Origin of the sequence: Sphingopyxis sp. Root154 (assembly GCF_001427105.1) — a bacterium.
GTDB lineage: Bacteria > Pseudomonadota > Alphaproteobacteria > Sphingomonadales > Sphingomonadaceae > Sphingopyxis.
The window spans coordinates 1,720,403-1,746,280 of sequence record NZ_LMGI01000002.1; the positions used below are offsets into that span (position 1 = coordinate 1,720,403).

General features: G+C 64.8%; 28 protein-coding genes and 1 tRNA gene. 19 read left to right on the forward strand and 10 right to left on the reverse strand.

Annotated features, from left to right (window positions below):
- The 3 genes from ASD73_RS13880 to ASD73_RS13890 all read right to left on the reverse strand — a co-directional run bounded on the left by ASD73_RS13880 (position 1) and on the right by ASD73_RS13890 (position 2,177).
- Positions 1 to 522 carry an ExbD/TolR family protein gene (locus tag ASD73_RS13880; protein WP_037517271.1) on the reverse strand — a complete coding sequence of 174 codons (522 nt, stop codon included), beginning with the start codon at positions 520 to 522 and terminating at the stop codon, positions 1 to 3.
- A 127-nt stretch (positions 523 to 649) separates the two neighbouring features.
- The gene (locus tag ASD73_RS13885; RefSeq protein WP_235534408.1) at positions 650 to 1,462 is read right to left on the reverse strand and encodes a MotA/TolQ/ExbB proton channel family protein; all 813 of its coding nucleotides are present in this window, start codon (positions 1,460 to 1,462) and stop codon (positions 650 to 652) included.
- Positions 1,463 to 1,520: 58 nt separating this feature from the next.
- The gene (locus ASD73_RS13890) at positions 1,521 to 2,177 is read right to left on the reverse strand and encodes an energy transducer TonB (RefSeq protein ID WP_056372986.1); all 657 of its coding nucleotides are present in this window, start codon (positions 2,175 to 2,177) and stop codon (positions 1,521 to 1,523) included.
- Positions 2,178 to 2,519: 342 nt separating this feature from the next.
- Between ASD73_RS13890 and ASD73_RS13895 the strand changes: the two genes are divergently transcribed.
- From ASD73_RS13895 to ASD73_RS13905, 3 genes are all read left to right on the forward strand, one after another.
- Positions 2,520 to 3,329, forward strand: coding sequence for a hypothetical protein (locus ASD73_RS13895; RefSeq protein WP_235534410.1), 810 nt, complete (start codon positions 2,520 to 2,522; stop codon positions 3,327 to 3,329).
- A 232-nt stretch (positions 3,330 to 3,561) separates the two neighbouring features.
- A complete protein-coding gene (locus ASD73_RS13900; protein ID WP_056372988.1) occupies positions 3,562 to 4,881 on the forward strand; it encodes a homoserine dehydrogenase in 1,320 nt (439 codons plus the stop codon).
- A gap of 60 nt (positions 4,882 to 4,941) precedes the next feature.
- Positions 4,942 to 5,778: a hypothetical protein gene (locus ASD73_RS13905; RefSeq protein ID WP_056372989.1), complete on the forward strand. Its 837-nt coding sequence runs from the start codon at positions 4,942 to 4,944 to the stop codon at positions 5,776 to 5,778.
- Here the strand turns inward: ASD73_RS13905 and ASD73_RS13910 are convergent.
- Positions 5,775 to 6,194, reverse strand: coding sequence for a hypothetical protein (locus ASD73_RS13910; RefSeq protein ID WP_235534412.1), 420 nt, complete (start codon positions 6,192 to 6,194; stop codon positions 5,775 to 5,777). The two genes, ASD73_RS13905 and ASD73_RS13910, sit on opposite strands and share 4 nt — an antisense overlap.
- Before the next feature lie 111 nt (positions 6,195 to 6,305).
- On the opposite strand from ASD73_RS13910, the gene glpX reads away from it, so the two are divergent.
- Both glpX and ASD73_RS13920 read left to right on the forward strand, forming a co-directional pair.
- Entirely contained in the window at positions 6,306 to 7,274 is a 969-nt protein-coding gene (gene glpX, locus ASD73_RS13915) for a class II fructose-bisphosphatase (RefSeq protein ID WP_056373670.1), read from the forward strand.
- Positions 7,275 to 7,378: 104 nt separating this feature from the next.
- A complete protein-coding gene (locus tag ASD73_RS13920; RefSeq protein WP_056376079.1) occupies positions 7,379 to 8,320 on the forward strand; it encodes a hypothetical protein in 942 nt (313 codons plus the stop codon).
- A gap of 250 nt (positions 8,321 to 8,570) precedes the next feature.
- Here the strand turns inward: ASD73_RS13920 and ASD73_RS13925 are convergent, their stop codons facing one another.
- On the reverse strand, positions 8,571 to 9,059 hold the full coding sequence (locus ASD73_RS13925) for an NAD(P)H-dependent oxidoreductase (protein ID WP_056376081.1): 489 nt from the start codon (positions 9,057 to 9,059) through the stop codon (positions 8,571 to 8,573).
- Between the two features lie 65 nt (positions 9,060 to 9,124).
- Between ASD73_RS13925 and ASD73_RS13930 the strand changes: the two genes are divergently transcribed.
- The 7 genes from ASD73_RS13930 to ASD73_RS13955 all read left to right on the forward strand — a co-directional run bounded on the left by ASD73_RS13930 (position 9,125) and on the right by ASD73_RS13955 (position 16,882).
- Positions 9,125 to 11,086 carry an alkyl/aryl-sulfatase gene (locus ASD73_RS13930; RefSeq protein ID WP_056372992.1) on the forward strand — a complete coding sequence of 654 codons (1,962 nt, stop codon included), beginning with the start codon at positions 9,125 to 9,127 and terminating at the stop codon, positions 11,084 to 11,086.
- A gap of 25 nt (positions 11,087 to 11,111) precedes the next feature.
- Entirely contained in the window at positions 11,112 to 11,639 is a 528-nt protein-coding gene (locus ASD73_RS23280; protein ID WP_235534416.1) for a PH domain-containing protein, read from the forward strand.
- Positions 11,636 to 13,171, forward strand: coding sequence for a PH domain-containing protein (locus tag ASD73_RS13935; protein ID WP_235534418.1), 1,536 nt, complete (start codon positions 11,636 to 11,638; stop codon positions 13,169 to 13,171). The genes ASD73_RS23280 and ASD73_RS13935 overlap by 4 nt, the downstream gene beginning before the upstream one ends.
- The gene (gene recJ / locus ASD73_RS13940; RefSeq protein WP_056372993.1) at positions 13,168 to 14,937 is read left to right on the forward strand and encodes a single-stranded-DNA-specific exonuclease RecJ; all 1,770 of its coding nucleotides are present in this window, start codon (positions 13,168 to 13,170) and stop codon (positions 14,935 to 14,937) included. Before ASD73_RS13935 ends, recJ begins: the two co-directional genes overlap by 4 nt.
- A 22-nt stretch (positions 14,938 to 14,959) precedes the next feature.
- Positions 14,960 to 15,343, forward strand: coding sequence for a VOC family protein (locus tag ASD73_RS13945; protein ID WP_056372994.1), 384 nt, complete (start codon positions 14,960 to 14,962; stop codon positions 15,341 to 15,343).
- Positions 15,344 to 15,410: 67 nt separating this feature from the next.
- A tRNA-Glu gene (locus ASD73_RS13950) sits at positions 15,411 to 15,486 on the forward strand.
- A 163-nt stretch (positions 15,487 to 15,649) separates the two neighbouring features.
- Positions 15,650 to 16,882 carry a tyrosine-type recombinase/integrase gene (locus ASD73_RS13955; protein ID WP_056376083.1) on the forward strand — a complete coding sequence of 411 codons (1,233 nt, stop codon included), beginning with the start codon at positions 15,650 to 15,652 and terminating at the stop codon, positions 16,880 to 16,882.
- A 13-nt stretch (positions 16,883 to 16,895) separates the two neighbouring features.
- Here the strand turns inward: ASD73_RS13955 and ASD73_RS13960 are convergent, their stop codons facing one another.
- Entirely contained in the window at positions 16,896 to 17,099 is a 204-nt protein-coding gene (locus ASD73_RS13960; RefSeq protein WP_056372996.1) for a helix-turn-helix transcriptional regulator, read from the reverse strand.
- 46 nt (positions 17,100 to 17,145) lie between these two features.
- On the opposite strand from ASD73_RS13960, the gene ASD73_RS13965 reads away from it, so the two are divergent.
- Positions 17,146 to 18,411: a HEPN domain-containing protein gene (locus tag ASD73_RS13965; RefSeq protein ID WP_327196925.1), complete on the forward strand. Its 1,266-nt coding sequence runs from the start codon at positions 17,146 to 17,148 to the stop codon at positions 18,409 to 18,411.
- Between the two features lie 87 nt (positions 18,412 to 18,498).
- On the opposite strand, the gene ASD73_RS22810 is transcribed toward ASD73_RS13965, so the two are convergent.
- Positions 18,499 to 18,846, reverse strand: coding sequence for a hypothetical protein (locus ASD73_RS22810; RefSeq protein ID WP_156377386.1), 348 nt, complete (start codon positions 18,844 to 18,846; stop codon positions 18,499 to 18,501).
- Positions 18,847 to 19,446: 600 nt separating this feature from the next.
- Here ASD73_RS22810 and ASD73_RS13970 point away from each other — a divergent pair.
- From ASD73_RS13970 to ASD73_RS13980, 4 genes are all read left to right on the forward strand, one after another.
- Positions 19,447 to 19,938, forward strand: a complete 492-nt coding sequence (locus tag ASD73_RS13970) for a hypothetical protein (RefSeq protein WP_235534421.1) — start codon at positions 19,447 to 19,449, stop codon at positions 19,936 to 19,938.
- Positions 19,935 to 20,600: an RNA polymerase sigma factor gene (locus tag ASD73_RS22325; RefSeq protein WP_235534423.1), complete on the forward strand. Its 666-nt coding sequence runs from the start codon at positions 19,935 to 19,937 to the stop codon at positions 20,598 to 20,600. The genes ASD73_RS13970 and ASD73_RS22325 overlap by 4 nt, the downstream gene beginning before the upstream one ends.
- Positions 20,572 to 20,700 (forward strand): sigma factor-like helix-turn-helix DNA-binding protein, encoded by a 129-nt coding sequence (locus ASD73_RS22950; protein ID WP_235534424.1) that lies wholly within the window; start codon positions 20,572 to 20,574, stop codon positions 20,698 to 20,700. Before ASD73_RS22325 ends, ASD73_RS22950 begins: the two co-directional genes overlap by 29 nt.
- 99 nt (positions 20,701 to 20,799) lie before the next feature.
- Positions 20,800 to 21,237, forward strand: a complete 438-nt coding sequence (locus ASD73_RS13980; RefSeq protein ID WP_443027968.1) for a MucR family transcriptional regulator — start codon at positions 20,800 to 20,802, stop codon at positions 21,235 to 21,237.
- Positions 21,238 to 21,240: 3 nt separating this feature from the next.
- On the opposite strand, the gene ASD73_RS23060 is transcribed toward ASD73_RS13980, so the two are convergent.
- From ASD73_RS23060 to ASD73_RS13990, 3 genes are read right to left on the reverse strand one after another with little or no spacing between them, the layout of a single operon-like run.
- The gene (locus ASD73_RS23060) at positions 21,241 to 21,408 is read right to left on the reverse strand and encodes a DUF6771 family protein (RefSeq protein WP_200934943.1); all 168 of its coding nucleotides are present in this window, start codon (positions 21,406 to 21,408) and stop codon (positions 21,241 to 21,243) included.
- Positions 21,405 to 21,662 carry a conjugal transfer protein TraD gene (locus ASD73_RS13985; protein ID WP_056373000.1) on the reverse strand — a complete coding sequence of 86 codons (258 nt, stop codon included), beginning with the start codon at positions 21,660 to 21,662 and terminating at the stop codon, positions 21,405 to 21,407. The genes ASD73_RS23060 and ASD73_RS13985 overlap by 4 nt, the downstream gene beginning before the upstream one ends.
- Before the next feature lie 22 nt (positions 21,663 to 21,684).
- Entirely contained in the window at positions 21,685 to 21,990 is a 306-nt protein-coding gene (locus ASD73_RS13990) for a conjugal transfer protein TraD (RefSeq protein ID WP_056373001.1), read from the reverse strand.
- A 172-nt stretch (positions 21,991 to 22,162) separates the two neighbouring features.
- Here ASD73_RS13990 and traA point away from each other — a divergent pair, with 172 nt between their 5' ends.
- Together traA and ASD73_RS14000 are read left to right on the forward strand one after the other, a co-directional pair.
- Positions 22,163 to 25,078 (forward strand): Ti-type conjugative transfer relaxase TraA, encoded by a 2,916-nt coding sequence (gene traA, locus ASD73_RS13995; RefSeq protein WP_056373002.1) that lies wholly within the window; start codon positions 22,163 to 22,165, stop codon positions 25,076 to 25,078.
- A 10-nt stretch (positions 25,079 to 25,088) separates the two neighbouring features.
- Positions 25,089 to 25,805: a DUF6118 family protein gene (locus ASD73_RS14000; protein ID WP_235534425.1), complete on the forward strand. Its 717-nt coding sequence runs from the start codon at positions 25,089 to 25,091 to the stop codon at positions 25,803 to 25,805.
- Positions 25,806 to 25,878 lie beyond the last annotated feature (73 nt).

The window sequence follows — 25,878 nt, forward strand, 5'->3', positions numbered from 1 at the left end:
TTACAGGCGGCCCACGGTGCCCGAGCCAGGAGCCGGTTCCGAAATGAACCCGATCTTCTGGAAGCCGGCATATTGCATCGTGTAGATCACGCCACCGATGCACTGGTACGGGGTGTTGACGTCGCCGCGGATATGCACTTCGGGGAAATTTTCCTCGGTGATATTCTGCGGACCGCCGATATCCTCGAGCAGCTGCTCGAGCTTCTTTTGTCCGCGTTCCAGCAGCTGCTTGGAATCCACCGGGGTCTGACCCCAATATACTTCACACGCCGTGCTCTCGGGGTTGGGCTCGCCATCGCCGTCGGTATCAGCCGAACGGATCGAAAGCAGCACATTCTCAGGCTTCGTCGTCGTCACCTCAAACGCCACGTCGGGCAGTTTCAGGTTCACCGTCTCCAACACCACGGGAACCGTGATGAGGAAGATGATGAGCAACACAAGCATGATGTCCACGAGCGGAGTCGTGTTGATTTCGGACATCGGGGCGTCTTCGCCACCCTTGTCGCCTACACTCATCGCCATAGGATTAGCATCCTGTCACAAAATTTCTGTCACGGACATCGGGTCGACACGCCACTCGGTGTGGCAACCCTGTCCAACGGACCCCGCCTTTCGCCACGCGGCGAACGGCGGGGGTCCAGGAGACCAATCAGGCCTTCTTCGGTGCCGCGGCCGGAGCAGCGACCTTCGCCGGGGTCAGCGACGCCGGCTTCACCTGGCCATTCGACATGATCGAGCCGAGCACGTCGTTCGAGAAGGTCGACAGACGGCGGGCAATCGCCTTGTTGCGGCTCTGCAGCCAGTTGAACGCGAGCACCGCGGGAACCGCCACGATCAGACCGATGGCGGTCATGATCAGAGCTTCACCGACCGGACCGGCGACGGTATCGATCGAAGCCTGGCCCGACGCACCGATCTTCACGAGGGCGCGAAGAATACCGATAACCGTACCGAACAGACCGACGAACGGAGCGGTCGAACCCACGGTCGCGAGGAAGGCGAGGCCCGAGTTCAGCTTCGAGTTGATGTGGTTCTGCGAACGCTCGAGCGTGCCGTGCATCCAGTCGTGGGCTTCGACGGGGTTGGCGAGCTTGTTATGCTCTTCGTTGGCGCGCAGACCGTCTTCGACGACCTGGCGATAGGCGCTGTTTTTTTCGAGCTTCGAGGCGCCGTCGGCGAGCGTCGGGGCGCGCCAGAAGTTGGCGTCGACGGCCTTGCCCTGGTTCATCACCTTATTCTGTTCGAACAGCTTGGTGAACAGGATGTAGAGCGTGCCGACGAACATGATCAGCAGGACGAGGAAGGTGACCTGCGAGACGATGCCGCCTTCGCACAGTGCGGGGACGAGACCATAGGGGCTCGCGCCTTCTTCCTTCACGCACATCGCGGCGGGCATCAGGCTGAGCCCCGCTTCGTGGGCCGGTGCTGCCGCAGCGGCGGCATTTGCGATCAGATTAAACATACTGGAAAATCCCTCTCAAAATATTCGATAAGTTCGAAACACAGATCCGGTCGCGCGATCAGCGCGGAATCTGCCAACGGATACGATTGCTGTAGCTGCCGCCCACGGGGTTACCCGCGCGATCCTTGCCCGGATTGAACCGGCCGCGGCGCTGGATAAGTTTGCAGGTTTCGGCATCGAGATCGGCATGGCCGCTCGACGCGGTCACATCACAGGACGTGATACGGCCATCGGCGCCATAGGTGACGCGGAACCCGGTCGTACCTTCGCGCTCTTCGCGCATTGCACGGGCCGGATAATCGTCGTTCGTCGCCCAGCGACCCGGGTTGCCCTTTGGCGTACCGGCGGCGCTGAGATCAGGCGTCGGCGGCGGCGCCGGCGGGGCCGGCGGCGTATAGACGGGCGGGGGCGGCGTCGGCGGCGCCTTCGGCACCGACTGGACCGTGTTGGTCGTCACCGGCGGCGGAATGGGCGACGGCGGCGTCACAACCGGCGGCGGCGGCGGCAATTTATTGTCCGGCGGCGGCGGCGGCGGGGGTTCCTCCGGCGGCGGCGGCTCTTCTACGTCCACCACATCCAATTTTTCGGCGAGTTTCTTGACGATACTGATATTCAAGCCGTTGACCAGGCCGTAGCCCAGAACCGCTGTAAGCAGACCAACCAAGACAATCGCCACTACCCTGTTTTTAGGGTCGACATTATCACCATAAGCCATTCAGGGACGACGCTCCTTGCTAGATCATCCTGACACCAATTCCCTGCCGACGGGTTCGGTTGCCAAATGCCCGGATGATTTCCGATGCGTTGTGCGAGACCCGGCGGCGCTACGTTCGGCTTATTATGTTTTTGCCGGACGCTTCGCGGCCCGTCCTATCGCGGTGGCGGCACATTCGCAAACCCTTTATCAGCGGTTAATGTGCCTTGTCCCATGATGGGGATTTCAACGCCGATACCGGTGTCATAAACGACGGAAAGTGGAACGATCATGCGCCTCCCCCACCCGGCCGCTATCGCCGGCATACTCGCCTTAACTCTTGGAATCCCCGGCGTTTCCGCGATGCAGGCGCCCCCGGCGGCGGCCGCGGCCAGTCCGTACAGCTATGCCGACATCGCCGATCTGGCGAGCGCCGCGCCGATCGCGCTGCACGCGCGTATATATAAGGCCACGGCGCTCAAACCGGCTCAGGCACCCGGAGTCGCGGCGGGCTACGCGCGATTCTATGTCGAGTCCGACGTTGTCAGCCTGATTCGCGGCGCGGGACCGCTCGCCGCGCGAATCTCCTACCTCGTCGACCTGCCGCTCGACGCGAAGGGAAAGCCGGCGAAGCTGAAGAAGAAACAGCCCGTCCTGCTCTTTGCCCGGCCCGTCGCCGGAACGACGGCGGGAAGCAGCAACACCGGCAGCGTCCAGCTGATCGCGCCCGATGCGCAGCTGCCGTGGGATCCGGCGACCGAGGCGCGATTGCGCGCCGTGCTGACCGAACTGGTCAAGCCCGGCGCGCCGCCGGCGATCACCGGCGTCGCGAACGGTTTCCACGTTCCGGGCACCCTGCCCGGCGAGGGCGAGACGCAGCTGTTCCTCAACACCAGCACGGGCGAACCCGTGTCGCTGACCATCATGACCGCCGCCGACGGGTCGCGGCGCTGGGCGGCGGCGTTCGGTGAGATCGTCGACGCGTCGGCGGCGGTGCCGGCGCGGGGTACGCTCGCCTGGTATCGGCTCGCCTGCGGATTGCCACGCCAGCTGCCGCTGAGCAAGCTGGCGGGAACCGCTCCCGAGGATCGACGCAAGGCGGCGTCGGACTATAGTGTCGTCCTCGGCGCGCTCGGCGAATGCACGCGCACGCGCAAGGCGCCGATTGGGTGATTTTCCTTGCCTGACGGCGAGGGCTGCACCGGCCCGCTCCCCCTCCCGGCCTCCCATAGGCTACGATCGTCAGGGACGCCGGGAGGGGGGAGCGGGCCGGTGCAGCATTCCATAACGGGCTAAAGCTCAGCTTCGATGCGCCCTAGGCGCGCCGGGCTTGTTTCCATTGCAAAAGCCGATAGGGCGCTCCCAACGGCGGGGCGCGGCTCCGCGTCTATACGGAGCTCCTCGCATGTCGCCCTATTCCGCCCCGACCGCCCCTCGTCCGCCGCTGCGTGTCGCGCTCGCGGGGATCGGCGTCGTCGGCGGCGGGGTCGTCCGGCTGCTCGAGGCGAACCGCGACCTGATCGCGCGCCGCGCCGGGCGTGCGATCGAGATCGTCGCGCTGTCGGCGCGCGACCGGCACAAGGACCGCGGGGTCGACCTGTCGCCCTATCGCTGGGAAGACGATATGGATGCGCTCGTCGCGGCCGCAGATGTCGATGTGATCGTCGAGATGATCGGCGGCGCCGACGGCCCGGCGCTGACGCTGGCGCGCCATGCGCTCGGTGCGGGCAAGGCGCTGGTCACCGCGAACAAGGCGATGATCGCGCATCACGGGCTCGACCTTGCGCGGCTGGCCGAGGAAAAGGACACGCCGCTGAAATATGAGGCGGCGGTCGCGGGCGGGATCCCGGTCATCAAGGCGATCCGCGAGGGCGCGTCGGCGAACGAGATCGCGCGCGTCTATGGCATCCTCAACGGCACCTGCAATTATATCCTGACGCAAATGGAGCGGAACGGTGCCAGCTTCGCCGACGCGCTCGCCGCGGCGCAGGCCGAGGGCTATGCCGAAGCCGATCCGACCTTCGACGTCGACGGGATCGACGCCGCGCATAAATTGTCGATCCTCGCCGCGCTGTGTTTCGGGACGAAGCTCGACATCGGCGCAGTGACCGCCGACGGGATCCGCGGGCTGATCGCCGCCGACATCCGCGAGGCCGAGGCATTGGGCCACCGCGTCCGCCTGATCGGAATGGCCGAGCGCGACGCGAATGGTTTGTACCAGCATGTCCAGCCGTGCCTCGTCCCCGCCGACCATCCGCTCGCTTATGTTCCGGGCGCATTGAACGCCGTCGTCGCCGAGGGCAATTTCGTCGGCCGCCTCTTCTTCGAGGGCGCAGGCGCGGGCGCGGGCCCGACCGCGTCGGCGATCGTCGCCGACATCATCGACATCGCGCGCGACGAATATGGCCCCGCCTTCGCGATGCCGGTCGACTCGCTCGATCAGGCACCCGTCGCCGACGCCGGCGCGCGGGTCGGCAAGCATTATGTCCGCCTGATCGTCGAGGACCGGATCGGCGTGCTCGCCGAGATCGCAACGGCGATGCGCGACGCCGGAGTGTCGATCGAAAGCCTGATCCAGCGCGGCAGCGAAGACGAAGGCGGCGTCGTGATCGTGCTCGTCACCCACGAAGGTCCGGCCAGCACGATCCATGCGGCGCTCAATATCCTCGGCGCATCGGACCATGTCGTCGGGGCGCCGATGCATATGCCCATTTTGGCGCTTTAGCCCGCTTGAAATCGCTGCCCCGCCGGTTACCCCTGATCCAGGGAAACCAAGGGGGCGGACATGGATATCGAAATCAGGCAGGGGCTGGCCGAGGCGCGCGCGCTGGCGGCCGAACATTGGCGGGCGCTGATCGCCTATATCGGGCTGGGCGTGCTGGTGCCGTTCCTCCTGCTATCGAGCGAGCCGATCTTCAATCTTCGCACCATCATCGCGCTGATGGTCAACACCTATGGCACCTATATCAGCGGCTCGATCACCGGACCGCTTTATTTGCTCGGCATCGTGTCGGCGATCGTCGCGGGCGCGATGTTCGCGGCGTGGAACGCGATCCTCGCCGAGTTTCGCGAAGGCTATATTTCGGAGATCATGTACGGAATGGTCGCAGGCGCGGCGTATCTGATCGTCATTATCCTGCTCTATTTCAGCATCGGCGTAATCGCGACGCTGCCGATCCTGCTCACGATCGGTATCGCCGAGTGGAACGCACTGGCCGGGAGTTTCGTCGACGGGGCCTACCGGCTGGCGCTCGTCGTCCTTGGCACATGGATCGAGGCCCGGCTCTGCCTGACCGGTGCGATCATGGGCGCGGGCGGGCGGCTCAATCCCTTTTCGGCTATCGCCGAATCGTGGCGGGCGACCGGGCAGGCGCAATGGCGTCTCTTCGGCTTTTATCTGGCTTTCGGTACAGTCTTCGGCCTCATGCTCGGAGGACTCATCCTCGTCCACAGCGCGGTCATCTGGAAGAACGCGCAAGCGCCCGGAAGCGCGCTCGAAATCGCCATGAGCTTCGCGTGGATCCTGCTTCTCGCTGCCTATTTTCTGGGGAAGATCCTTGTTGCGGCGGGGTTCCTCCGCGCCGCCGGCCCGCGCCGCGCAGCGGCGGAAGTCTTCGCCTAGGGCTCTTCTTCGGGCGTCGGCGGCGTACCCGTTTCGGGATCGGTCGCGCGTTTCACCGCTTCATAGAGCGGATTATATTCGGGGCCGCGCTTCATCCGGCCGCCGAGCGACATCCAATTGTACGGCAGCTTGTCGAGCGTCATCGCCTGCGCCTCGGCGCGCGGCAGCTTCGGCGGCGCCTCGCGGCCCTCATTCGCGATCGCGCGCAGTTCGGGCGACAGGCGGTGCAGATCGGTGTCGGAGCCGCACACATTGATCGAACCGTCGTCGGCGGGTTTGCAGCGCTTGATCGGGTCGACCATTTCCTTTGCCTTCGCGGCGGCGCTTTCGGCATCGCGCGGCGGCGGCGGCGCGGGCGGCCCCTGCGTCTGCGCGGCGGCGGTCCCTGCCGCCGTCATCGCGATGACACAGCTCATGGCGAAAGCGGCACCGAATCGGGCGAAGCGTTCTCGACAAGTGGCGCGGGCGACCATATGGCGCCCACCATGCCCACGGGGCGGAACAAGTAAAGACGGAGAGTGGCGAACATGACGAATAGCAGCAACCTCGACCGGGTGCTCGTGCTCGAAATGGTGCGCGTCACCGAAGCGGCGGCGATCGCCGCCGCGAAGCTGATCGGCCGCGGCGACGAGAAAGCCGCCGATGCCGCCGCGGTCGAGGCGATGCGCACCGCATTCAACACCCTCTATATGGACGGCACCATCGTCATCGGCGAAGGCGAGCGCGACGAGGCGCCGATGCTCTATATCGGCGAGAAGGTCGGCAGCGCGCCGGGCAAGGGCCCGAAGATCGACATCGCGGTCGATCCGCTGGAAGGCACGACGATCACCGCCAAGGCCGGTCCCAACGCGCTCGCGGTGCTGGCGATCGCCGAGGAAGGCCACCTTCTCAACGCCCCCGACGTCTATATGGACAAGCTCGCGGTCGGCCCCGGCTATTCGCCGGGCGTGGTCAATTTCGACAATAGCGTGCGCGAGAATGTCGAGGCGGTCGCGCGCGAAAAGGGCTGCCCGCCCGAACAGATCATCGTCTGCGTGCTCGACCGCCCGCGTCACGAAGCGATCATCGCCGAGCTGCGCGCGATCGGCTGCGGCGTTGCGCTGATCCCCGACGGCGACGTCGCCGGGGTGATCGCGACCACCAATCCCGACACCAATGTCGACATCTATATGGGATCGGGCGGCGCCCCCGAAGGCGTGCTCGCCGCGGCGGCGCTGCGCTGCGTCGGCGGCCAGTTCAAGGGCCGCCTGCTGTTCCGCAATGACGACGAGCGGCTGCGCGCGAAGAAATGGGGGATCGAGGATCTCGACCGCGTTTACGACCTCGAAGACCTCGCCAAGGGCGACGTGATCTTCGCCGCGACCGGGGTCACCGACGGATCGCTGCTGCGCGGCGTCAAGCGCCGCCGCGATGGCGTGATGACCACCGAGACGGTGGTGATGCGCGCCTCGTCGGGCACGGTGCGCTGGGTGAAGGGCGAGCATCGGTCGCACTGAGCGCTTTGCTTCCTCACGCCCCCGGTGGCGATCCAGCCGCCGCGTTATTGGCTTTTTTTCAACTATTTCCCGCCAGTGTCGTGAGACTGACAGGGGGAAACAACATGAAGAAGACAGCCATTTTTCTGGGGTGCGTGTTGATGTCGAGCGCCGCATCGGCAGGTATTATCGTGGACATCAAAGTCAGCCGCGAGGTGCCCGAAATGGTCGCCGAAGCGGCGTGGGGCGAACCGGTCGTCGACAAGGGCACCGCCCAGGCGCCCTCCGCGACGCCCAAGGCCATTTTGTGGCAATCCTCGGTCACGGTGACGCAGCAAGCCCAAAAGGCGGCGTCCGCGTTCGACATCGGAGGTGCCCTGCCCGCGCATGTGCCGGCGGGAACGCTGTTCACCGTATGGCGCCTTGCGGACGGATCGCAGGTCCTCTGCACCCAAGCCGCCGAGGCAAGCGGGGCGCCCGGCAAGGCGGCGTTCGCGGCGTGCATATCGCCAGACCGACGCGTAACGGTGCGCAAGAACGGCAAGCGCTATGCCGAGGCGACGCCGGGCACCCTGGCAGACAAGCCGGCGCTGACGCCGGGCTTTGCCGAAGCCGACAATATTCGCACGAGCCCCTGGCCCGGCCCCTCGCTGTTCTTCAGCTATGAGCAGGCGGGCGAGAGATTGGGGATACTGCGCCAGCCGACCAATCGCGGCGCGATCATGGCCGTCGGGCAGCTCTCGCTGGGGACGCGCGTCGTGCTGGGCGCAGTCAAAGGCAATCTGGTGACGCTGGAACATCGTGTTTTCGACCTCAGCGACTATACCGTCGCCCTTTCCGCGCGAAAGGATTCGGGAAACAAGCAGGCCGAGGCGACCGTCGATCTTTCGGCGGGATCGCAGACGGTGGCGCTCGGCGACGGCAGCTTCCGCGTTTCGCGCACTCCCGAAAATCTGATCGCGGTCGAGGCGCTGACCCCGAGCGCGGTGAACTGGTCGATCGACCGTGCCACCGGGCGTCTGCTGATCGACGGTCGGCCGTATGTGCTGGGTGCGCAGGAGACCTGATCGCCCCCTTCCTGGTGGAGCTTGCGCGCGCTTTTCCGTTCCAGTGGTTCGGGCCGCTGGCGGCCGATTGCTGTCCCATCCAAAAGAAAATTTGGCAACGTCCGCTTCCCATCGCGTTCCGGCCATTCGCAGCGGCCCCCGGGTCAAGCCGGGGGCGATACGGTGAACGCAAAGGCATCCGGCGGTTGACCCATCCAGGCCATGCTGTATTATTCATGCAGTACAGCTTGGATGGTGAATGGCATTTTCCTCAGAAAATCCCCGCCGCGAGCCCCTCCGCCAACGCGGCGCCGAGGTCGCCGGCTTCGGCGAGCCGGTCGGGTGCGATGCTCTTGGCCGCCAATATCGCTTCGGGTGTCTGCGCCGAGGTGTTCACGATCACATGATCGGCGACGCGTTTCAGTCGCCAGCCTTTCGCGATGCGGTCCAGCTGGCGCTGGGCGTTTTCGCCGTCGGACCCCGCGCAGACGATCGTCGCATAGGGGCGGCCCTCGAGATTCCCGAGGCACGGGTAATAGCAGCGGTCGAACATCTCCTTCATCGCGCCCGAGAGCGCGGCGAGATTTTCGGGGCCGACGAAGAGATAGCCGCCCGCTGCGATCAACGCTTCGGGCGTCACATCGTCGGCGGCGACGAGCCGCGCCGCCGTACCGGCGCCTTCCGCCGCAGCCTCGGCGAGCGCCTGGCTGCCGCCGGTGCGGCTGTGCCAGGCGATGAGGAGGTGCGGAGCGTCGGTCATGGGCCGATGCTTGCCAAGCGCCGGACCGCAGCGCAAGCTGCCCCGAAATATGGGGGAGACACAAGATGCGCCGACTGACCGCCCTGCTGCTTGCCGGCACCCTGCCCTTCGCCGCCGCCGCGCAGGACGCCGCGAGCGAGGCGACGCGCACCGCGCAGGCCGAAATCGCGAAACGCCTGCCGCTCGATGACCCGCGCGACGAGACCAATGTGCTGCGCGGCAAGCTTGCCGAAATTCCGGGCGGGGTGATTTTGGGCAAGGACGGCAAGACGGTGTGGGACCGGCGCCCTTACGCCTTCCTCGACGCCAAGGCGGCGCCCGATACGGTCAATCCGTCGCTGTGGCGGCAGGCGCGGCTGAACGCGGTGCACGGATTGTTCGAGGTGGTGCCGGGCAAGATCTGGCAGCTGCGCGGTTACGATATTTCGGTGATGACGATCATTCGCGGCAAGTCGGGCTGGATCGTCGTCGATCCCCTGCTGTCCGAAGAGGCGGCCGCAGCGAGCTGGAAATTGTTCGCCGATACCGTCGAGGCGAAATCGGGCAAGTTGCCGGTCAAGGCGGTGATTTTCAGCCACAGCCACAGCGACCATTTCGGCGGGGTGGGCGGCATCGTCACCCCCGAACAGGTGAAGAAGGAAAAGATCCGCATCATCGCGCCACACGGCTTTTCGGAGGAAGCGACGTCGGAGAATGTCCTTGCCGGCACCGCGATGGGACGCCGCGCGCTCTATATGTTCGGGTCGATCCTCGCGCCCGGGCCTGCGGGACAGGTCGACACCGGGCTGGGGCCGAAGCTGTCGTCGGGGACGATCGGTTATATGGAGCCGACCGAGAGTGTGGCGGCGACGGGCGGCACGCTGACGATCGACGGGCTGGCGTTCGAATTCCTCGATGCGGGCGGGACCGAGGCGCCGTCGGAGTTCGTCTTCTATATTCCCGCGTACAAGGCTTTGCACACGACCGAGGTGGTCACGCACACGCTGCACAATGTGCTCACCCTTCGCGGGGCGCAGGTGCGCGATGCGCTGCACTGGTCGAAGGTGATCGACGCCGCGCTCGTCCGCTGGGGCGGCAAGGCCGAGGTCGCGCTGGCGTCGCATCACTGGCCGACATGGGGCGCGGGCGAGGTGAGCAGCCTGCTCGCCAACCAGCGCGACATCTATCGTTATGTCCACGACCGGACTTTGTTCCTCGCCAACCGCGGCGCGACGCTCCACGAGCTCGCCGATGTCACCCCCGAGGCGCCGGGGCAGGCGGCGGACTTCGGCGCGCGCGGCTATTATGGGACGGTCAACCACGACATGAAGGCGACCTATCAGCGCTATTTCGGATGGTGGGATGGCAATCCCGCCAACTTCAACCCGCTGCCGCCCGAAGCCAGCGCGCCCAAATATGTCGCGCTTGCGGGCGGCGCCGACAAGCTGCTCGCCGCAGGCAAGGCGGCGATCGCGGCGGGCGACTATCGCTGGGCGGCCGAGCTTTTGAACAAGCTGGTCTTTGCGCAGCCGGACAACAAGGACGCGCGCGCGGCGCTCGCCTCGGCCTATGACCAGATGGGCTATCAGGCCGAGTCCGGCGCCTGGCGGAACTATTATCTCGCCGCCGCCGCAAGTCTGCGCGGCAATGCGGTCGAAAGCCTGTCGGGCAACGGGCAGAGCCGCAGCTTCGTCAGCGCGATCCCGACAGCGGTATTTTTCGACGCGCTCGCGACGCGTTTCGACGCCGCGAAAGGCCGCGCGGCCAAAGGGACATTCCAGTTCATGCTGCCCGACAGCAAGGAGACGGTCGCGATCGTCGTCGGCGGCGGGGTCGAGGTGCCGCGTTACGGCATGACCGACCCCGCGCCGACCGCGACGATCACGATAAACCGGGCGACGCTCGACGATGTGATGCTGGGGCAGGCGCAGTTCCCGGCGCTGCTCCAGTCGGGCACGATCAAGATCGATGGCGACCGCGCGGCGTTCCTCTCGTGGTTCGCGCTCCACCCGCCCGCCGATCCGCGCTTCAATGTGGTTGTGCCATAGGGCCGCCACCGACTATCGGAGGAATATGACCGACACCCCCGCGCACCCGACCGATCCTTTCGACGCAGAAGCGCTCAACGCCACCGAGGGGCTCGATCCGGTCGACCCCGCCTATACGCAGGTGCTGCGCATCGCGACCGCGCTCAACCTGATCCCGCTCGCGATTGGCGCGAGTGTGTTCGACGCGCTGCTCATCCGGCATCTCGAAGGGCCTTACGGGCTGATCACCGCGGCCGCGTGGGTGATCGCGGCGATCGTGATCGTCAGCTTCCCGTCGCGGCGCGTGTCGCGCTGGGGGTACAAGATCGGCGAAGGACAGCTGCGCGTCGCGCGCGGCTGGCTGTTCCGCACCGACACGATCGTGCCCTTTGTGCGCGTCCAGCATATCGACGTCGGGCAGGGGCCGATCGAGCGCTGGTTCGGGCTGTCGCACCTGATCGTCCACACGTCGGGCACGCACAACAGCACGGTGACGCTGCCGGGGCTGCACGCCGACCTCGCCGCCGCGATGCGCGAGACGATCCGCCGGCATATCCAGACCGATTTCGCATGAGCGACGACGCCGCAGTGATCCCCGCCATCCCCTCGACCGATTTTGGGGACGAACCGAACTGGCAGCGGCTGCATCCCGCGACGCTGGCGCTCGCGGTCGTCAAGCTCGGGCCGCGCTCGCTCAATTTCCTGCCCGCGGTCGCCGCGCTGGGGTTCACCGGCAACTGGATCTGGATCGTGCCCGCCGTCGGTGCCTTTCTGCTCTTCTCGCTGCTCGCCGCCTGGTTCCAGTGGCTGCGCTTCCGCTTTCTTGTCGGCGACGACGAGGTGGTGATCGAAAGCGGCGTCTTTTCGCGCCAGCATCGCACCATCCCGCTCGACCGCATCCAGGACGTCAGCATCGAGCAGGGGCTGGTGTCGCGCGCGCTCGGCATCGCCAAGGTCGGGTTCGAGACGGGGGCGGGCGGCAAGGAGAATGACGCGAGCCTCGACGCCATCGCGCTCGATTCGGCGCAGGCGCTGCGCACGACGATCCGCGCGCACAGGAGCGGCGAAGCGGCGGTGGCGCCTGTTGCAGCCGATGCGCCCGAGGCCGCGCCGGCCCAAGAGGACCGGCTGCTCTTTGCGATGACACCGCGCCAGTTGCTCGTCGCGGGGCTATTCAACTTCTCGCTCGCCGCGCTCGCGGTGGTCGGCGCGGGCATGCAGTTTTTCGACGGGCTGCTGCCGTTCGATTTCAACGTCTTCAACCCCAGGGACTGGATTGATATTGCCGAGGATTACGGCCTCGACCAGTGGCTGCTCGCGCATCGCTGGATCGCCGGCGTCGGCGCGGTCCTGTCGCTGCTGCTGATCGGTTTCGCGAGCGGGATCGCCACCATGCTGTTCGCCAACTGGGATTTCCGCCTGACGCGTGAGCCGCGCGCGCTGCGCCGCACCCGCGGCCTGACGACGCGCACCGACGTCGCGGTGCCGGTGCGCCGCGTGCAGGCGGCGATCCTTGTCACTGGCTGGTTCCGCCGGCGCTTCGGCTGGCACGAACTCCGCCTGCAGAGTCTCGCCAGCGACGGCGGAAAGGAGCGCGACCATCAGGTCGTCCCCTTTGCCAAGCTGGGAGATATCGACCCGGTGCTCGCCGAGGTTGCCATAAAGCGCCCCGATGCCGGCCAGTCGTGGCAGCGCAGTCACCGCGTCGTCGCGCTCGGGCCGGTGATCGGCGCGGTGTGCGCGACGATCGGCGGCGGCATTGCCCTGCTGCTCGGCAATGCGGTCGGCTGGCTGGCGCTCGTCGCAGCGCCGCTGATCGCGCTGATCGCCTTCTGGGCCGCGCGCTATCACCGCTGGACCGACCTTGGCGAGCAGGTCGCGATCCGGCGCGGATGGTGGAAACCCAAGATGACATTGCTCCCGCACGCTTCGGTGCAGAGCGTCGACCTGAAGAGCGATTTCATCCTCCGCCCGCTCGGCCTCGCGACTTTGGTGTTCGGCGTCCCCGGCGGCAGTTCGCTCGCGACGCACGAGATTCCGGCGATCCCGCTCGCCGCCGCGCAGGACCTGCGCACCCGCATCCTCGCCGCGAGGGCACGGTCATGAGCGAAGCCGCGCTGGGCATCACGCGCTCGATCAAGGGCCAGCCGTGGCACTGGCGGCGCGCGAGCGCCGACATGGCGTCCGAAAATCTCGCCCCCGACGATCTCGTGACGCAGCTGCTCCTCGCGCGCGGGGTGACGCGCGACGACCTCGATCGTCAGCGCACGCCGACCTTGCGCGGTTTCATGCCCGATCCGTCGCTGTTCCGCGACATGGACGCCGCCGCCGCACGGCTCGCCGATGCGGTCGAGCGCAAGGAGGCGGTGACGATCTTCGGCGATTATGACGTCGACGGCGCGACCTCGGCCGCGTTGCTCGTGCGGCTGTTGCGCGGGCTCGGGCTACCCGCAGGCGCCTATATCCCCGACCGTCTGATGGAAGGTTATGGCCCGTCGGGCGCCGCGCTGGTCAAGATCGGCGAAGCCGGGTCGAAGCTCGTCGTCACGGTCGATTGCGGTGCGCAGGCGTTTGACGCCATCAACGAGGCCAATGCGGCGGGGGTCGAGGTGATCGTCGTCGACCATCACCAGTGCGCGACGACTTTACCCGCAGCCTTTGCGCTGGTGAATCCGAACCGGCTCGACGAAGAGCCCGACGCCGCGATCCACGGCAATCTCGCCGCGGTCGGGGTCGCCTTCCTGCTCGGCGCCGCGTTGCTCCGTACGCTGCGCGCGCGCAGCTTCTTCGCCACGCGCGACGAGCCGGCGCTGATCGACCTGCTCGATCTTGTGGCCTTGGGCACCGTCGCCGACGTCGCGCGGCTCACCGGCTTCAACCGCGCGCTGGTGACGCAGGGGCTGAAGGTGATGGCGCGGCGCGGCAACACCGGCCTCGCCGCCCTGATGGATGCCGCGCGCCTCATTAAGCCGCCGAGCGCGAGCGATATGGGCTTTGCGCTCGGTCCCCGGATCAACGCCGGCGGGCGCGTCGGCAAGTCGGACCTTGGCGTACGTTTGCTCACGACATCGGACCCACAGGAAGCCGCCGACATCGCCGTCGAACTCAACCGGCTGAACGAGGAGCGGCGCGCGATCGAGGCCGCGGTGCTCGACCAGGCCATCGAGGCGAGCGCGGCGTGCGGCAACGCCCCGGTCGCGATCGTCGCCGGACAGGGCTGGCACCCCGGGGTGATCGGTATCGTCGCCGGGCGCCTGAAAGAAAGACTGCACCGCCCCGCGATCGTCATCGCTCTCGACGAGGATGGCGTCGGCAAGGGGTCGGGGCGCTCGATCAGCGGCGTCGACCTCGGCGCCGCGATCCTCGCCGCGAAAGAGACGGGGCTGCTCGTCGCCGGCGGCGGCCATGCGATGGCGGCGGGGCTGACCGTGGCGGCGGACAAGGTCGACGCACTCGGCGCTTATCTGAACGACCGGCTCGCCGCCGATGTCGAGCGCGCGAGCGGCGACAAGTCGCTATTGATCGACGCGGTGCTTGCGCCGCGCGGGATCAATCCTTTGTGGTGCGACGCGATCGAGAGCGCGGGGCCGTATGGCGCCGGCTGGCCCGCGCCGCGCGTCGCGACCGGGCCGGTGCGGATCGTCGAAGCAGGAATCGTCGGCACCGACCATGTCCGCCTGATCGTGTCGGGCGACGACGGCGCACGCTTCAAGGCGGTCGCGTTCCGCAGCGCCGAAACCGAATTGGGTCAGGCGTTGCTCCACGCACGCGGCAACCGCAAACTATGGCTCGCGGGGCGCGCGAAACGCGACGATTGGGGCAGCCGGCCGGCGGCCGAACTCCATCTCGAGGATGCAGCCTGGGCCGACTGAAGGGACGAAGGGAAGAGCGACGATGTACAGCCACACCACAATCGGCATCGACGATTTCGCCCGCGCCGAAGCCTTTTACGACGCGATCATGGCGGTGCTCGGGCATCCCGGATTCGTGCGGCAGAGCGAAGGGAAGGGCTATGGCACGCCGACCGGCCCCAAGGTCTTCGTCGGCCCGGCCTTTAATGGCGAGCCGATGTCGGTCGGCAATGGCACCCACATCGCCTTCATCGCGCCCGACCGGGCAACGGTCGATGCCTTTCATGCCGCGGCGCTTGCCAACGGCGGCAGCGACGAGGGCGCGCCGGGGCTCCGCCCGCATTATCACGCCAACTATTACGGCGCCTATGTCCGCGATCCGGAAGGCAACAAGCTGCAGGCGGTATGCCATTCGCGGCACGGTTAAATTAGCGCCGATTGAGTCCTTGACCGGGGGAACACGCACGGCTAATGCGCCGCTTCACCGATCAGACGGCCCCTTCGTCTAGCGGTCTAGGACGTCGCCCTTTCACGGCGAAAACACGGGTTCGAGTCCCGTAGGGGTCACCAACTCTCTTTCCCAGAGAGTTCCAGTATGTGCCAAGAGCGGCTGATTTCTGCGGTTTTTTGTGGTATAGGTATCCCATATGGAGCGACTTCGCACCACCGGATACCACCATCTCGATGGTATATTCGATGGTAGCGCGGTTCTCCCCTTGTCGGAGATACCATCATGGCACTTACTGCTGTTGCTATCAAAAACGCCAAAGGCCGCGAAAAACCCTACAAACTCGCCGATTCTGACGGGCTGTTTCTGTATGTGACCCCCAACGGCGGACGCTATTGGCGCATGAACTACCGCCACTTGGGCAAGCAGAAGACGCTGGCGTTCGGCGTCTATCCAGACACAGGCCTTGCCGAAGCCCGCCAGCGGCGCGACGCAGCGCGGAAGGTCCTCGCACATGGCGATGATCCCGCAGAGCAGATCAAGCTCGATAAGGTCGCGGCCACCGTCGCGGCATCCAACAGCTTCAAGGCGGTTGCCGACGAATGGCTTGGGAAGGTCGAGCGCGAAGGCCGCTCCGCCGTCACCATGAAGAAATCGCGCTGGCTGCTGGACTTCATCAACGAGTCAATCGGCAAGCGCCCCATCGCCTCCATCTCGGCGCAGGAGCTTTTAGTCATGCTCCGCAAGATGGAGAGCAGAGGCCGCTACGAGACCGCGAAGCGGCTTCGCAGCACTTGCAGCCAGATATTCCGCTATGCCATCGCCACGGCCCGCGCAGAGCGCGATGTGGCCACCGATTTGCGTGGCGCGCTCATCGCCCCCCAGCCAGTCCACCGCGCGGCGATCACCGGCGCCAATGAAGCGGGCGGCCTGCTGCGTGCCATCGATGCGTTTGAGGGCCATCCCAACACAAAGGCAGCGCTGCGGCTCCTGCCTCATGTGTTCGTGCGCCCGGGCGAGCTGCGCTATGCCGAATGGGCCGACTTCGATTTCGACAAGGCGCTCTGGGTCATCCCGAAGCACAAGACCAAGATGCGCCSCATCCACAGCATCCCTCTGTCCCGGCAAGCGCTCGCCATCCTCGAAACGATCGAGCACGACGCTGACTACAGCAGCTACCTGTTCCCATCGCTCCGTTCGATCGATCGTCCCATGTCGGAGAACACCATCAACGCGGCGCTGCGGCGCATGGGCTTCGCCCAAGATGAAATGACCGGCCACGGCTTTCGGGCGATGGCGGCCACGCTGCTCAATGAAATGGGCTTATGGCATCCCGACGCGATCGAGCGGCAGCTTGCCCACCAGGACAACAACGCCGTGCGGCGCGCATATACGCGCGGTGAATATTGGGATGAGCGCGTCCGCATGATGCAGCACTGGTCCGATCATCTTGATTTTCTCCGTGGTGGCGCCAAGGTGCTCAAGGGCGAGTTCCGCAAGGCGAAGGCCGGGGAGTAACCCGGCCTTCGCGTCATTCGGCGCGATCTTCGCGGTAGTGCCTTGGATCGGCGATCCATCGGTTGATGGCGGACTCATACCAGCCGGCGCCATGGAGGCTGATCGGCACCTGACCTGGAAAGGTGCCTTCTGCGATCTTTCGATACATGGTCGAACGCGAAAGCCCGGTACGGTCAAGGACGGTTTTTAGACGAATTATCCGTTCGGAATTGGACATCGGGATCCTTTCATATCTAGCGTTTGACGATGCCCCACGTGCAGAATTGGCGATCTTTTTGCGCCGTACAACTGTCTCTTCACTGCGGCTTCGCAACCACGGCGGGCTCTGTCGGGTCCTGTCGTCCCCTGTCGTTTGCTGGCGTCCCGCAGCGTCGCTAATCTTTTTTCCCATGCCGTCCCATTGGAGGCGAACGACCTCCAACGAAGAGGTTCATGATCGTTCGAAACCCTCGGATCCGATGCCTGAAGTGATTCGGGGAGCGTCCCGCCTAAGCCGGCCGCGCTCTATTCCGCTGCTCCGCGCCGTCTCGTCGGCTGACGCCGGCGCGAAAGCCCAGGGCATTCTGTCCTTGCCAAAGCGCAGGAACTTCCCGAAGATTCTTGGGCACATGCGCACCGACATCGATCATCTTCCTGCCGCTAAGCAGCGCGAGCTCGAACGCATCGTCGAGATATTGTTCGACGAGTTCGGTCAGGCTACCGAAAATGCGACCGGGCGCCGCAAGGGCGCCCGCATCCTCAAGATCATCCTGTTCGGCAGTCATGCCCGCGGCGATTGGGTCGATGCGCCGCTGTCGGCGAACCAGTATAAATCCGACTACGATATCCTCGTTATCGTCAGCCAGAAGGAGCTGACTGACCGCGCCGCCTATTGGGCGAAGGCCGAGGAACGGCTGATCCGCTCCTACACGATCGCGAAGACGCTGCGGACCCCGGTCAATTTCATCGTCCATTCGCTGCACGAAGTGAATGACGGACTGGCGCATGGCCGTGTTTTCTTCATGGAAGTCGCGAAGGATGGTGTCGCGCTGTACGAAGCCGACGACCGAGAGCTTCACAGCCCCAAGCCCAAGACACCGCAGCAAGCGCTGGGTGTGGCGAGGGAATATTTCGACGAGTGGATGCCCCTCGCCACAAGTTCTCAGAAGATTTTTTTGTTCTGCAGATCGCAGGGCGAATATCGTGACGCGGCGTTCAATCTACATCAGGCGACCGAGCGTCTGTATGCCTGTCTTCTCCTCACGCTGACCTATTACTCGCCCTACAATCATAACATCGCATTCCTGCGCTCGCTCGCCGAGGGGCTGGACCGGCGCCTCTACGGCGTCTGGCCTGACGACAATCGCCGCGACCGCGCAATGTTTCAGAAATTGAAAGAGGCCTACACCAAGGCGCGTTATTCGAAGCATTACAAGATCAGCGAAGATGAACTGGACTGGCTGAGCGCGCGCGTCGAAGAACTTGGCCGCATCGTCCATCAGGTCTGCACCGACAAGATCGCCAAGCTTGAAGATGCCGCGCGCGGATAAGCGTTCAGGCCACGCGTATCATTCCAGCGCCCGGTTCAGGGCGCTAGTTGAAGTCGGAACGGCAAAAGTGGGGTGGGAAGCGGACGCTCAATTTTCGCCGAAGCGATCATTCCTTATCGCCGATGTTTTGTCGTTCAAACGTTGATAACGGCGTTCGACGTCAATCATGTGCGCCACTTCCAAGGGGCGCTCGCAATCGAACTCTTTGAGGATCGCAACCATAGTAGCAAAGTCTCCGTCGCGACGCGCTTGCGACCATTCGTCAATCCGATCTGAATCCAGAATACGGCCCCAAACACCTTCGTCATCTTGAGCGTCGGAATCCCAGTTCGCGTGGATGAGGGGACGCTCCCAATCAGCATCGCGGCGCCACGTGTTTGAGATTCGCCCATCTTTCGTCCAAAACTCAAGCACGCGAATTTCGAGAGATGTCATGCAATAACCCCCGCTGCAGCGTGCGCCCATTTCGGCGCACGCAAATGGCGGGTCACCCACATTAAGGCGGTTTTCGAAAGAGATTACATCCCGAAGCGAAGCGAAGGATGGAGGTTGCGGGCCAATCGCAACGTCATAGCGAGTTCGACATTCCCGGCATTCAGTATGAACCAACGCAATTTCGAACGATCCGATCATAGCTGGATCGAACGCGCTATAGCGAGGCACACCGTTAAACCACCAAGTGGGGCGGCCCGAAATCTGTGCGATTATGTCATCGTATCGAAAGTGCATTCATAACTGATGCTCTTTCGGGGTTAGTATCCCGTGAATGCTAAACGTCCGCAAATGGTCGATTCCGGAACGGCAACTATTGCCCCAACCCCTTCCGCTACGCGACTTGTCCGGACTCGCGGATTCTGGCATAATCCTGCCCGCGGGATGAAGTGACTGGCGGTCATCCTGAGGATAACCCTGCCAGGCATCATGTAGGTTCGGCCATTTCGGTCGGGCAGTTGCTGAACGCCGCACCAGCGGCCCAGCGGACACCGCTTGCACATCCGCGCACCAACGCGCGGACCGCCGCTGTGCGAGCTTACCATGACCACCCCAACAAACGACGTTTACGCGCGCGAAGTCGTAATGGCGCGCGTCGGCCATCTCATCCGGCGCAAGCAGCGTGAAATCGAACGGATCACGCGCGTCTTGCGATGCTTCTTCGATACTTCGCACGCTCAGGCGCCCGAGCCGGGACAGATCAAACGCATCATCCTGATCGGTCCCTACGCCCGGCGATCCTGGTACGAAGACACACGGACGATCGACTTTTCCGATTACGAGTTCTGGATCGTCGTCAACCATCCGCTGTTCACCGACGAACGCTGCTGGCAGCGCGCCCGCGACGTCATCCGCAGCGAGCTTGGGGACCGCTGCGCGGTCGATCTCGAAATCTATGCCAAGTCCGACATCCGCATCGCGAAGGCCGAGCGCGACACCTTCATTCTCGACCGGATCGAAGCGGGCATCACCCTCTATCGCGCCTCGCGCGATGCTCCGCTTGGCGAGCAAGAACGCGGGAGGGCGCGGCCATGACGCTCCATACTCCTATGGCGGCGTTCCAAGCCGCGCTCCCCGCCGAACATGCACGGCTGCTTCGCTATTTTCGTCGGCGAGTCGGCCGCGATGCAGCGCCCGAGTTGGTGCAGGAGGCGTTCGCGCGCTTGTTCGGCAGCGGGGCGTTGAAACGGATCGACAATCCGCCCGCCTATCTCAGTCGTATAGCGCGCAATCTGCTGATCGACCGCGCACGCCAGAAGAAGCGGGATTGTTCCATCGTCTTCCCACTGGACGAAAATCGCGACGCGGCGTCGCGCGCCGAGCAGACATGGCGGATCGAAGCCGCTGACCTGCTGTTCGTCTACCGGCAGGCGGTCCGCGCCATGCCGCCCAAAACCCGGCGCGTGTTCCTGCTGCACCGGTTGCGCCGCATGACTTACAAGCAGATCGCCGAGCACGTGGGGATCAGCATCGCAACGGTCGAATATCACATGATGCGTGCGCTGGCGTCGTGCCGCGCTGCCTCGCGGGACACTCGTGATGCTCGGGCGTATCTGGCGGTGGCGGGCGTCGCCGCTTCGATGTTCGGCTGCGCCGGAAGACCCGCGCTTGGCGCGCGCAGAAGAAGCTATCGCCGAGCTGCCGAAACTGACGCGCGAAGTGTTCTACATGCACCGCTTCGAGGATTTGAGTTATGAGCGCATTGCGCGGCGGCTCGATATCGACGTCAAGGAGGTCGAGCGGCATATCGCAGCGACGCTGATCGCGCTGCGCCGCGCGCTGAAAGAGTTCGACTAGCGGCGCCGCGTTCGATGTCCTTGAAGCGCTCGCAACATGCGTGCATGGCACACGCCAACAACTTAGTTAGCGAACGATGCCACTTCGATGGAGATGAAAATGGAAGACCAGGAAACGCTTGTCACGCTGACGGCTGATATTGTCGCGGCGCATGTGAGCAACAACAGCGTCGCCATATCGGATATTTCGCTCATCATCCGCTCGGTGCATGACGCGCTTGCGGGACTGGGCACGACGGAAGAGCCTGAGGTCAAACAGGAGCCCGCGGTATCGATCCGCGCGTCGGTGAAGCCCGATTACATCGTCTGCCTCGAAGACGGGAAGAAGCTCAAGATGCTGCGCCGTCACTTGATGACGCATTACGGCATGACGCCTGACGATTATCGAGCCAAGTGGAACCTGCCGAAGGATTATCCGATGGTGTCGCCGAACTACGCCGAGAAGCGCCGCGCGCTTGCATTAGAAATCGGCCTTGGCACCAAGGGGCGCGGCGGCGGGCGCAAGAAGGCCGCTACACGCCGCCCGAACGCGAAGTAGCTCTCAGGTCTCGCCGTCGCCCTGCTGGTCGAGCGCATCGGCGATCATCGCCGCAAGCGTTTCCTCGGCGCGGACGCGCGCGACCGGATCTTTTGCATCAAGGTCGCGCCGTATCCATTGCGGCGCGCGCTCCACCACGCGAAGAATGGCGTCGGTCAGTTCTTGTGTCATCGCGCGCGTATGGCAGGACGGTCTTCGTCGGGCAACGCGTCTGCGGCGAACGCTCGTCGACCTTTGCGCTTCCAGATAGTCGATGCATGCGCGCCATCCTCGCTTCGCAATTTTTCGGCCATCCATAGGAACGCGCCGTAGAGCATCGCGCGGTCATCGTCGGCCAGATCGACAAGCCCCGCCTTCACGACGAGCCCGCCGAGTTCGATCAGTTGGCGCGTGCGTTCGCGGCGTTTGATCTGCCACTCGCGCATGCCAGTTCGCGCCTCTGCCAGCTCAAGCCGATGCCGCATGGCTGTCAGGCGACGTTTCATTCGCTGCGCCGCGATCAGTTCCCGTCGCAGCTTTGCGTGCGCCGCGTTGAAAGAAGGCCGCGCCCGCCTTGCGCCAGCCCTCCTTCGCGATTGTGTCCTTCGTCGCGACTACACCCAGCAATGCTCCGGTCAGCAAGTCTGTGTCGAGTGCATCGGCGCCGGTGGCAATGACGAGTTCGCCGAGTTGGCGAACACGGCGGTCCTTGAGGGTTTTCGCCTTGGCTTCGAGCACCTTCAGTTCCGAATCGATATCGCGGGGTTTGCGCATGTCGCATCTCCATGATGGGGTGATGCGCCCATCATAGGGATGCGCCTGTCGATGCGCAGCAAGGTCGTCGGGACAGCTTGGCACAGCCTAGTCCCTCCGCGGATTTTTCCGTGTGAGGGCGCGCTTATACGTCGTGCCGACGTGGCTTTTGAAGTGTAGATGGATCGCCGACATGGCAATCTTCCATCTCTCGGTTAAAGTCATCAGCCGCGCCGCCGGCCGCAGCGCTGTCGCGGCGGCCGCCTATCGGACGGCCGACCGGCTGCACGATGAGCGGCTCGACCGCGCGCATGACTTCACCAACAAATCAGGCGTCGTGCACAGCGAAGTCCTGCTCCCCGAGAGTGCCCCCGACGAATGGCGCGACCGGGAACGGCTGTGGAATGACGTCGAGGCGTTCGAGAAACGCAAAGACGCTCAGCTATCGCGCGAGGTCGAGTTCGCGATCCCGCGCGAGATGAACCAGGCGCAGGGTATCGAGCTCGCGCGAGATTTTGTGCAGCGCGAGTTTGTTGACCACGGCATGGTCGCCGACCTCAATGTCCATTGGGATATCGGCGCGGACGGACAGGCCAAGCCCCACGCCCATGTCATGCTGACGATGCGCCAGATCGTCGTCGGCGAGGATGGCGAAGCAGGCTTCGGTGCGAAAGTCCGCGACTGGAACCGCACCGAGCTTGTCGAGCAATGGCGCGAGCGCTGGGCCGATCATGTCAATGAACGGCTGGCGGAACTCGATATCGACGCGCGCGTCGATCATCGCAGCCTTGAAGCACAGGGCATCGACCTTGAGCCGCAGGATAAGATCGGTCCAGCGGCATCGCGCATGGAGGGGCGCGGGTTAGAGGCCGAGCGTATCGAGCAGCACCGCGAGATCGCGCAGCGTAACGGCGAGCGGATCATCGCCAACCCGCGCCTGGCATTGGACGCAATCACCCACGTCCAAGCGACTTTTACCGACCGCGATCTTGCCATGTTTGCGCATCGGCACAGCGACGGGCGCGAGCAGTATGATGCTGTGACAAGCGCGGTGCGGTCATCGCCCGACCTGATCGTGCTCGGCACGGACGGACGCGGCGAGGATCGGTTCACATCGCGCGACATGATCGAGACCGAAGAGCGCCTCCAACTCGCGGCCGATCGGCTCGCCGGGCAGTTGCGTCATGGTCTCCCGGCCGCGTCTTTGCAGCGAACCACTGACGCAGCCGGGAGTGTTGGCCTGGTGCTCGGTCGTGAGCAGCAGGCCGCACTCAAACATATAACAAGCGGGCACGATCTCGCAATCGTCATCGGCTATGCCGGAACGGGCAAGAGTGCCATGCTGGGACAGGCACGCGGGGCATGGGAGCACGCTGGGTTGGAAGTGCGCGGCGCCGCATTGTCGGGCATCGCTGCGGAGGCCCTTGAGAATGGTTCGGGCATTGCCTCGCGGACAATTGCCAGTCTCGAGCACGGCTGGTCGCAGGGCCGCGATCTGCTCGGCCCGCGCGATGTGCTTGTCATCGACGAGGCCGGGATGGTCGGCACGCGCCAGATGGAGCGCGTGCTGTCGCACGCCGCCGATGCCGGCGCCAAGGTCGTGCTGGTCGGTGACCCGCAACAGCTGCAATCGATCGAGGCGGGCGCGGCGTTCCGATCGCTCCACGAGCGGCACGGCGGCGTCGAGATCGGCGAGGTTCGGCGTCAGCATGAAGGCTGGCAGCGCGAGGCGACGCGCGAGCTTGCCACGGGCCGTACCGGCTATGCGATCCGCGCCTATGACGAGGCGGGCATGGTGCGCGCCGCCGAGACGCGGGAGGTGGCGCGCACGGAACTTGTAGAGAGTTGGGATCGCGACCGGAAGCGCGATCCGAATGGCAGCCGGATCATCCTGACTCACACTAACGACGAGGTGCGCGCGCTCAACGAAGCCGCGCGTGACCGCATGCGTGCAAGCGGCGATCTGGGCGACGAGGTCATCCTCAAGGTCGAGCGCGGCGACCGGGTGTTCGCATCGGGCGATCGTATCATGTTCCTGCGCAATGAACGCAGCCTTGGCGTGAAGAACGGCACGCTCGGTACGGTCGAGCGCGTCAGCGAACAGCATATGGCCGTTAGCACCGACGATGGGCGCCGTGTCGCGTTCGACACCAAGGATTATCGCGACCTTGATCATGGCTATGCGGCGACGATCCACAAGGCGCAGGGCATGACCGTCGATCGCACCCATGTGCTCGCGACGCCCGGCATGGACAGCCACGGCGCCTATGTCGCGATGTCGCGTCACCGCGACGGCCTGGCTCTGCATTATGGCCGTGATGACTTTGCCGATCAGGGCAAGCTGGTACGCACGCTGTCGCGCGAGCGCACCAAGGATATGGCCGGCGATTATGCCCGCAACGATCCGGCGCGCGCGTTCGCCGAGCGGCGCGGACTTACGTTGCGCGAGCGTGCCGCCGAGATCGTGCGCAAAGCTCCGGAAAAGGCGCGCAGCATCTTCGCTGGTTTCCAGCCGACCGTGAAGCGGGCCAGCATCGAACCACCGGGCACGTCCAGAACGAACGACACCCAGCGCGCGGTCGAGCGTTATGCTCGCGCCCACGCCGACATCGATCGCATGCGGGCCAAACAGTTGCCAGTGCTCCGGCATCAACGCGAGGCACTCGACAAGGCGGGGACCGCCCTCGATGCGTGTCGGCCGCATGCGCGGGCTGATCTGGCGGCGGCGTTCGAGCGTCAGCCCGAGTTGGTTCGTCCAGCGGCACAAGGAAACACGCAGGCCGCGGTTCGCGCGATGCAACTTGAAGCCGAAATCCGCATCGATCCCGCCAAACGCGCCGATCGGTTCACCGAGAACTGGCAGCGACTGCATCAGCAACGCGCATCGCTTTCTCGGAACGGCGAGCATGACGCCGCGCGCAAAGTCGGCGGCCAGATGGGCACGATGGTGAAAAGCCTCGAACGCGATGCGCAAGTGGAATCGATCCTTGGCTCCCGCAAGGCCGCGCTCGGCATCGATGTGCGCTCGGTGCGCCCGATCGGACGGGAGCTTGCCGAGATCGCAGGGATCGGCCGCAGCCGCTCCCTCGGCATCGGAATAGGCATGTAGGAGAAGGATGATGACGAATGACGTTCAGCTAATCGACACAATTGACCCCGCCGCAGCGGCGTTCTCGCGGCTCGAAGGTGAGATTGCGCTCATGCGCCGCGCGGTCGAGAACCTCGCGACAGAAAAGGCTAACATCGACATCCCGGATTATAATTCAACGCTCGGCGAGATGGCGCAGCACCTCAACACGGCGACGAAGACGCTGGCCGACATCGCCGCAAAACCTGCCATGGAAATGACCCCCGAAACCATGGCGCAACGGATGGACCAGGCCGCACGGAAGGCGCGCCAGTCCGACCGGGAGCAGATCGGCGCGGCGGAGAATCGGTATGATCATGCGGTGCGAGAACTTGGGCGAATAGTGGCATCGGCGAAGTCCGCGCATGAGCAGCGGGAGTGGCTAAAGTTGGCCGGCGGCGGAGGCGTTCTGGCGGGTTGCCTGCTGTGGGCGATCGTACCCGGTCCGATCACCCGTGCCCTTCCGGAGAGCTGGCATATGCCGGAGAAGGTCGCGGCGCGCGTGCTCGGTGAACCGTCAATATGGGAAGCTGGGGTACGCCTGCTACGCGTTGGGAGCCCCGAGGCGTGGCGGGCGATTTCCGATGCCGCCGAGATGCGACATCAGAACCGCGAGACGATTGCCAATTGCGAGAAGGCGGCGAACAAGACGAAACGAACCGTAAGATGCCTGGTGAAGGTTGCGGCGCCTCAGCAGAGCGAGAAGTGACTTATCCTCGCGCTGCCCGACCATGGTGGGTGCGCCCATACGCGGCATATACGCGGCGTCCCGCTCCCGAGAG

Coding starts and splice junctions, on each gene's coding strand:
- ASD73_RS13880 (WP_037517271.1), bottom strand. CDS start 522: ATGGCGATGAGTGTAGGCGACAAGGGTGGCGAAGACGCCCCGATGTCC.
- ASD73_RS13885 (WP_235534408.1), bottom strand. CDS start 1,462: ATGTTTAATCTGATCGCAAATGCCGCCGCTGCGGCAGCACCGGCCCAC.
- ASD73_RS13890 (WP_056372986.1), bottom strand. CDS start 2,177: ATGGCTTATGGTGATAATGTCGACCCTAAAAACAGGGTAGTGGCGATT.
- ASD73_RS13895 (WP_235534410.1), top strand. CDS start 2,520: ATGCAGGCGCCCCCGGCGGCGGCCGCGGCCAGTCCGTACAGCTATGCC.
- ASD73_RS13900 (WP_056372988.1), top strand. CDS start 3,562: ATGTCGCCCTATTCCGCCCCGACCGCCCCTCGTCCGCCGCTGCGTGTC.
- ASD73_RS13905 (WP_056372989.1), top strand. CDS start 4,942: ATGGATATCGAAATCAGGCAGGGGCTGGCCGAGGCGCGCGCGCTGGCG.
- ASD73_RS13910 (WP_235534412.1), bottom strand. CDS start 6,194: ATGAGCTGTGTCATCGCGATGACGGCGGCAGGGACCGCCGCCGCGCAG.
- glpX (WP_056373670.1), top strand. CDS start 6,306: ATGACGAATAGCAGCAACCTCGACCGGGTGCTCGTGCTCGAAATGGTG.
- ASD73_RS13920 (WP_056376079.1), top strand. CDS start 7,379: ATGAAGAAGACAGCCATTTTTCTGGGGTGCGTGTTGATGTCGAGCGCC.
- ASD73_RS13925 (WP_056376081.1), bottom strand. CDS start 9,059: ATGACCGACGCTCCGCACCTCCTCATCGCCTGGCACAGCCGCACCGGC.
- ASD73_RS13930 (WP_056372992.1), top strand. CDS start 9,125: ATGCGCCGACTGACCGCCCTGCTGCTTGCCGGCACCCTGCCCTTCGCC.
- ASD73_RS23280 (WP_235534416.1), top strand. CDS start 11,112: ATGACCGACACCCCCGCGCACCCGACCGATCCTTTCGACGCAGAAGCG.
- ASD73_RS13935 (WP_235534418.1), top strand. CDS start 11,636: ATGAGCGACGACGCCGCAGTGATCCCCGCCATCCCCTCGACCGATTTT.
- recJ (WP_056372993.1), top strand. CDS start 13,168: ATGAGCGAAGCCGCGCTGGGCATCACGCGCTCGATCAAGGGCCAGCCG.
- ASD73_RS13945 (WP_056372994.1), top strand. CDS start 14,960: ATGTACAGCCACACCACAATCGGCATCGACGATTTCGCCCGCGCCGAA.
- ASD73_RS13960 (WP_056372996.1), bottom strand. CDS start 17,099: ATGTCCAATTCCGAACGGATAATTCGTCTAAAAACCGTCCTTGACCGT.
- ASD73_RS22810 (WP_156377386.1), bottom strand. CDS start 18,846: ATGACATCTCTCGAAATTCGCGTGCTTGAGTTTTGGACGAAAGATGGG.
- ASD73_RS13970 (WP_235534421.1), top strand. CDS start 19,447: ATGACCACCCCAACAAACGACGTTTACGCGCGCGAAGTCGTAATGGCG.
- ASD73_RS22325 (WP_235534423.1), top strand. CDS start 19,935: ATGACGCTCCATACTCCTATGGCGGCGTTCCAAGCCGCGCTCCCCGCC.
- ASD73_RS22950 (WP_235534424.1), top strand. CDS start 20,572: ATGCACCGCTTCGAGGATTTGAGTTATGAGCGCATTGCGCGGCGGCTC.
- ASD73_RS13980 (WP_443027968.1), top strand. CDS start 20,800: ATGGAAGACCAGGAAACGCTTGTCACGCTGACGGCTGATATTGTCGCG.
- ASD73_RS23060 (WP_200934943.1), bottom strand. CDS start 21,408: ATGACACAAGAACTGACCGACGCCATTCTTCGCGTGGTGGAGCGCGCG.
- ASD73_RS13985 (WP_056373000.1), bottom strand. CDS start 21,662: ATGCGCGAGTGGCAGATCAAACGCCGCGAACGCACGCGCCAACTGATC.
- ASD73_RS13990 (WP_056373001.1), bottom strand. CDS start 21,990: ATGCGCAAACCCCGCGATATCGATTCGGAACTGAAGGTGCTCGAAGCC.
- traA (WP_056373002.1), top strand. CDS start 22,163: ATGGCAATCTTCCATCTCTCGGTTAAAGTCATCAGCCGCGCCGCCGGC.
- ASD73_RS14000 (WP_235534425.1), top strand. CDS start 25,089: ATGACGAATGACGTTCAGCTAATCGACACAATTGACCCCGCCGCAGCG.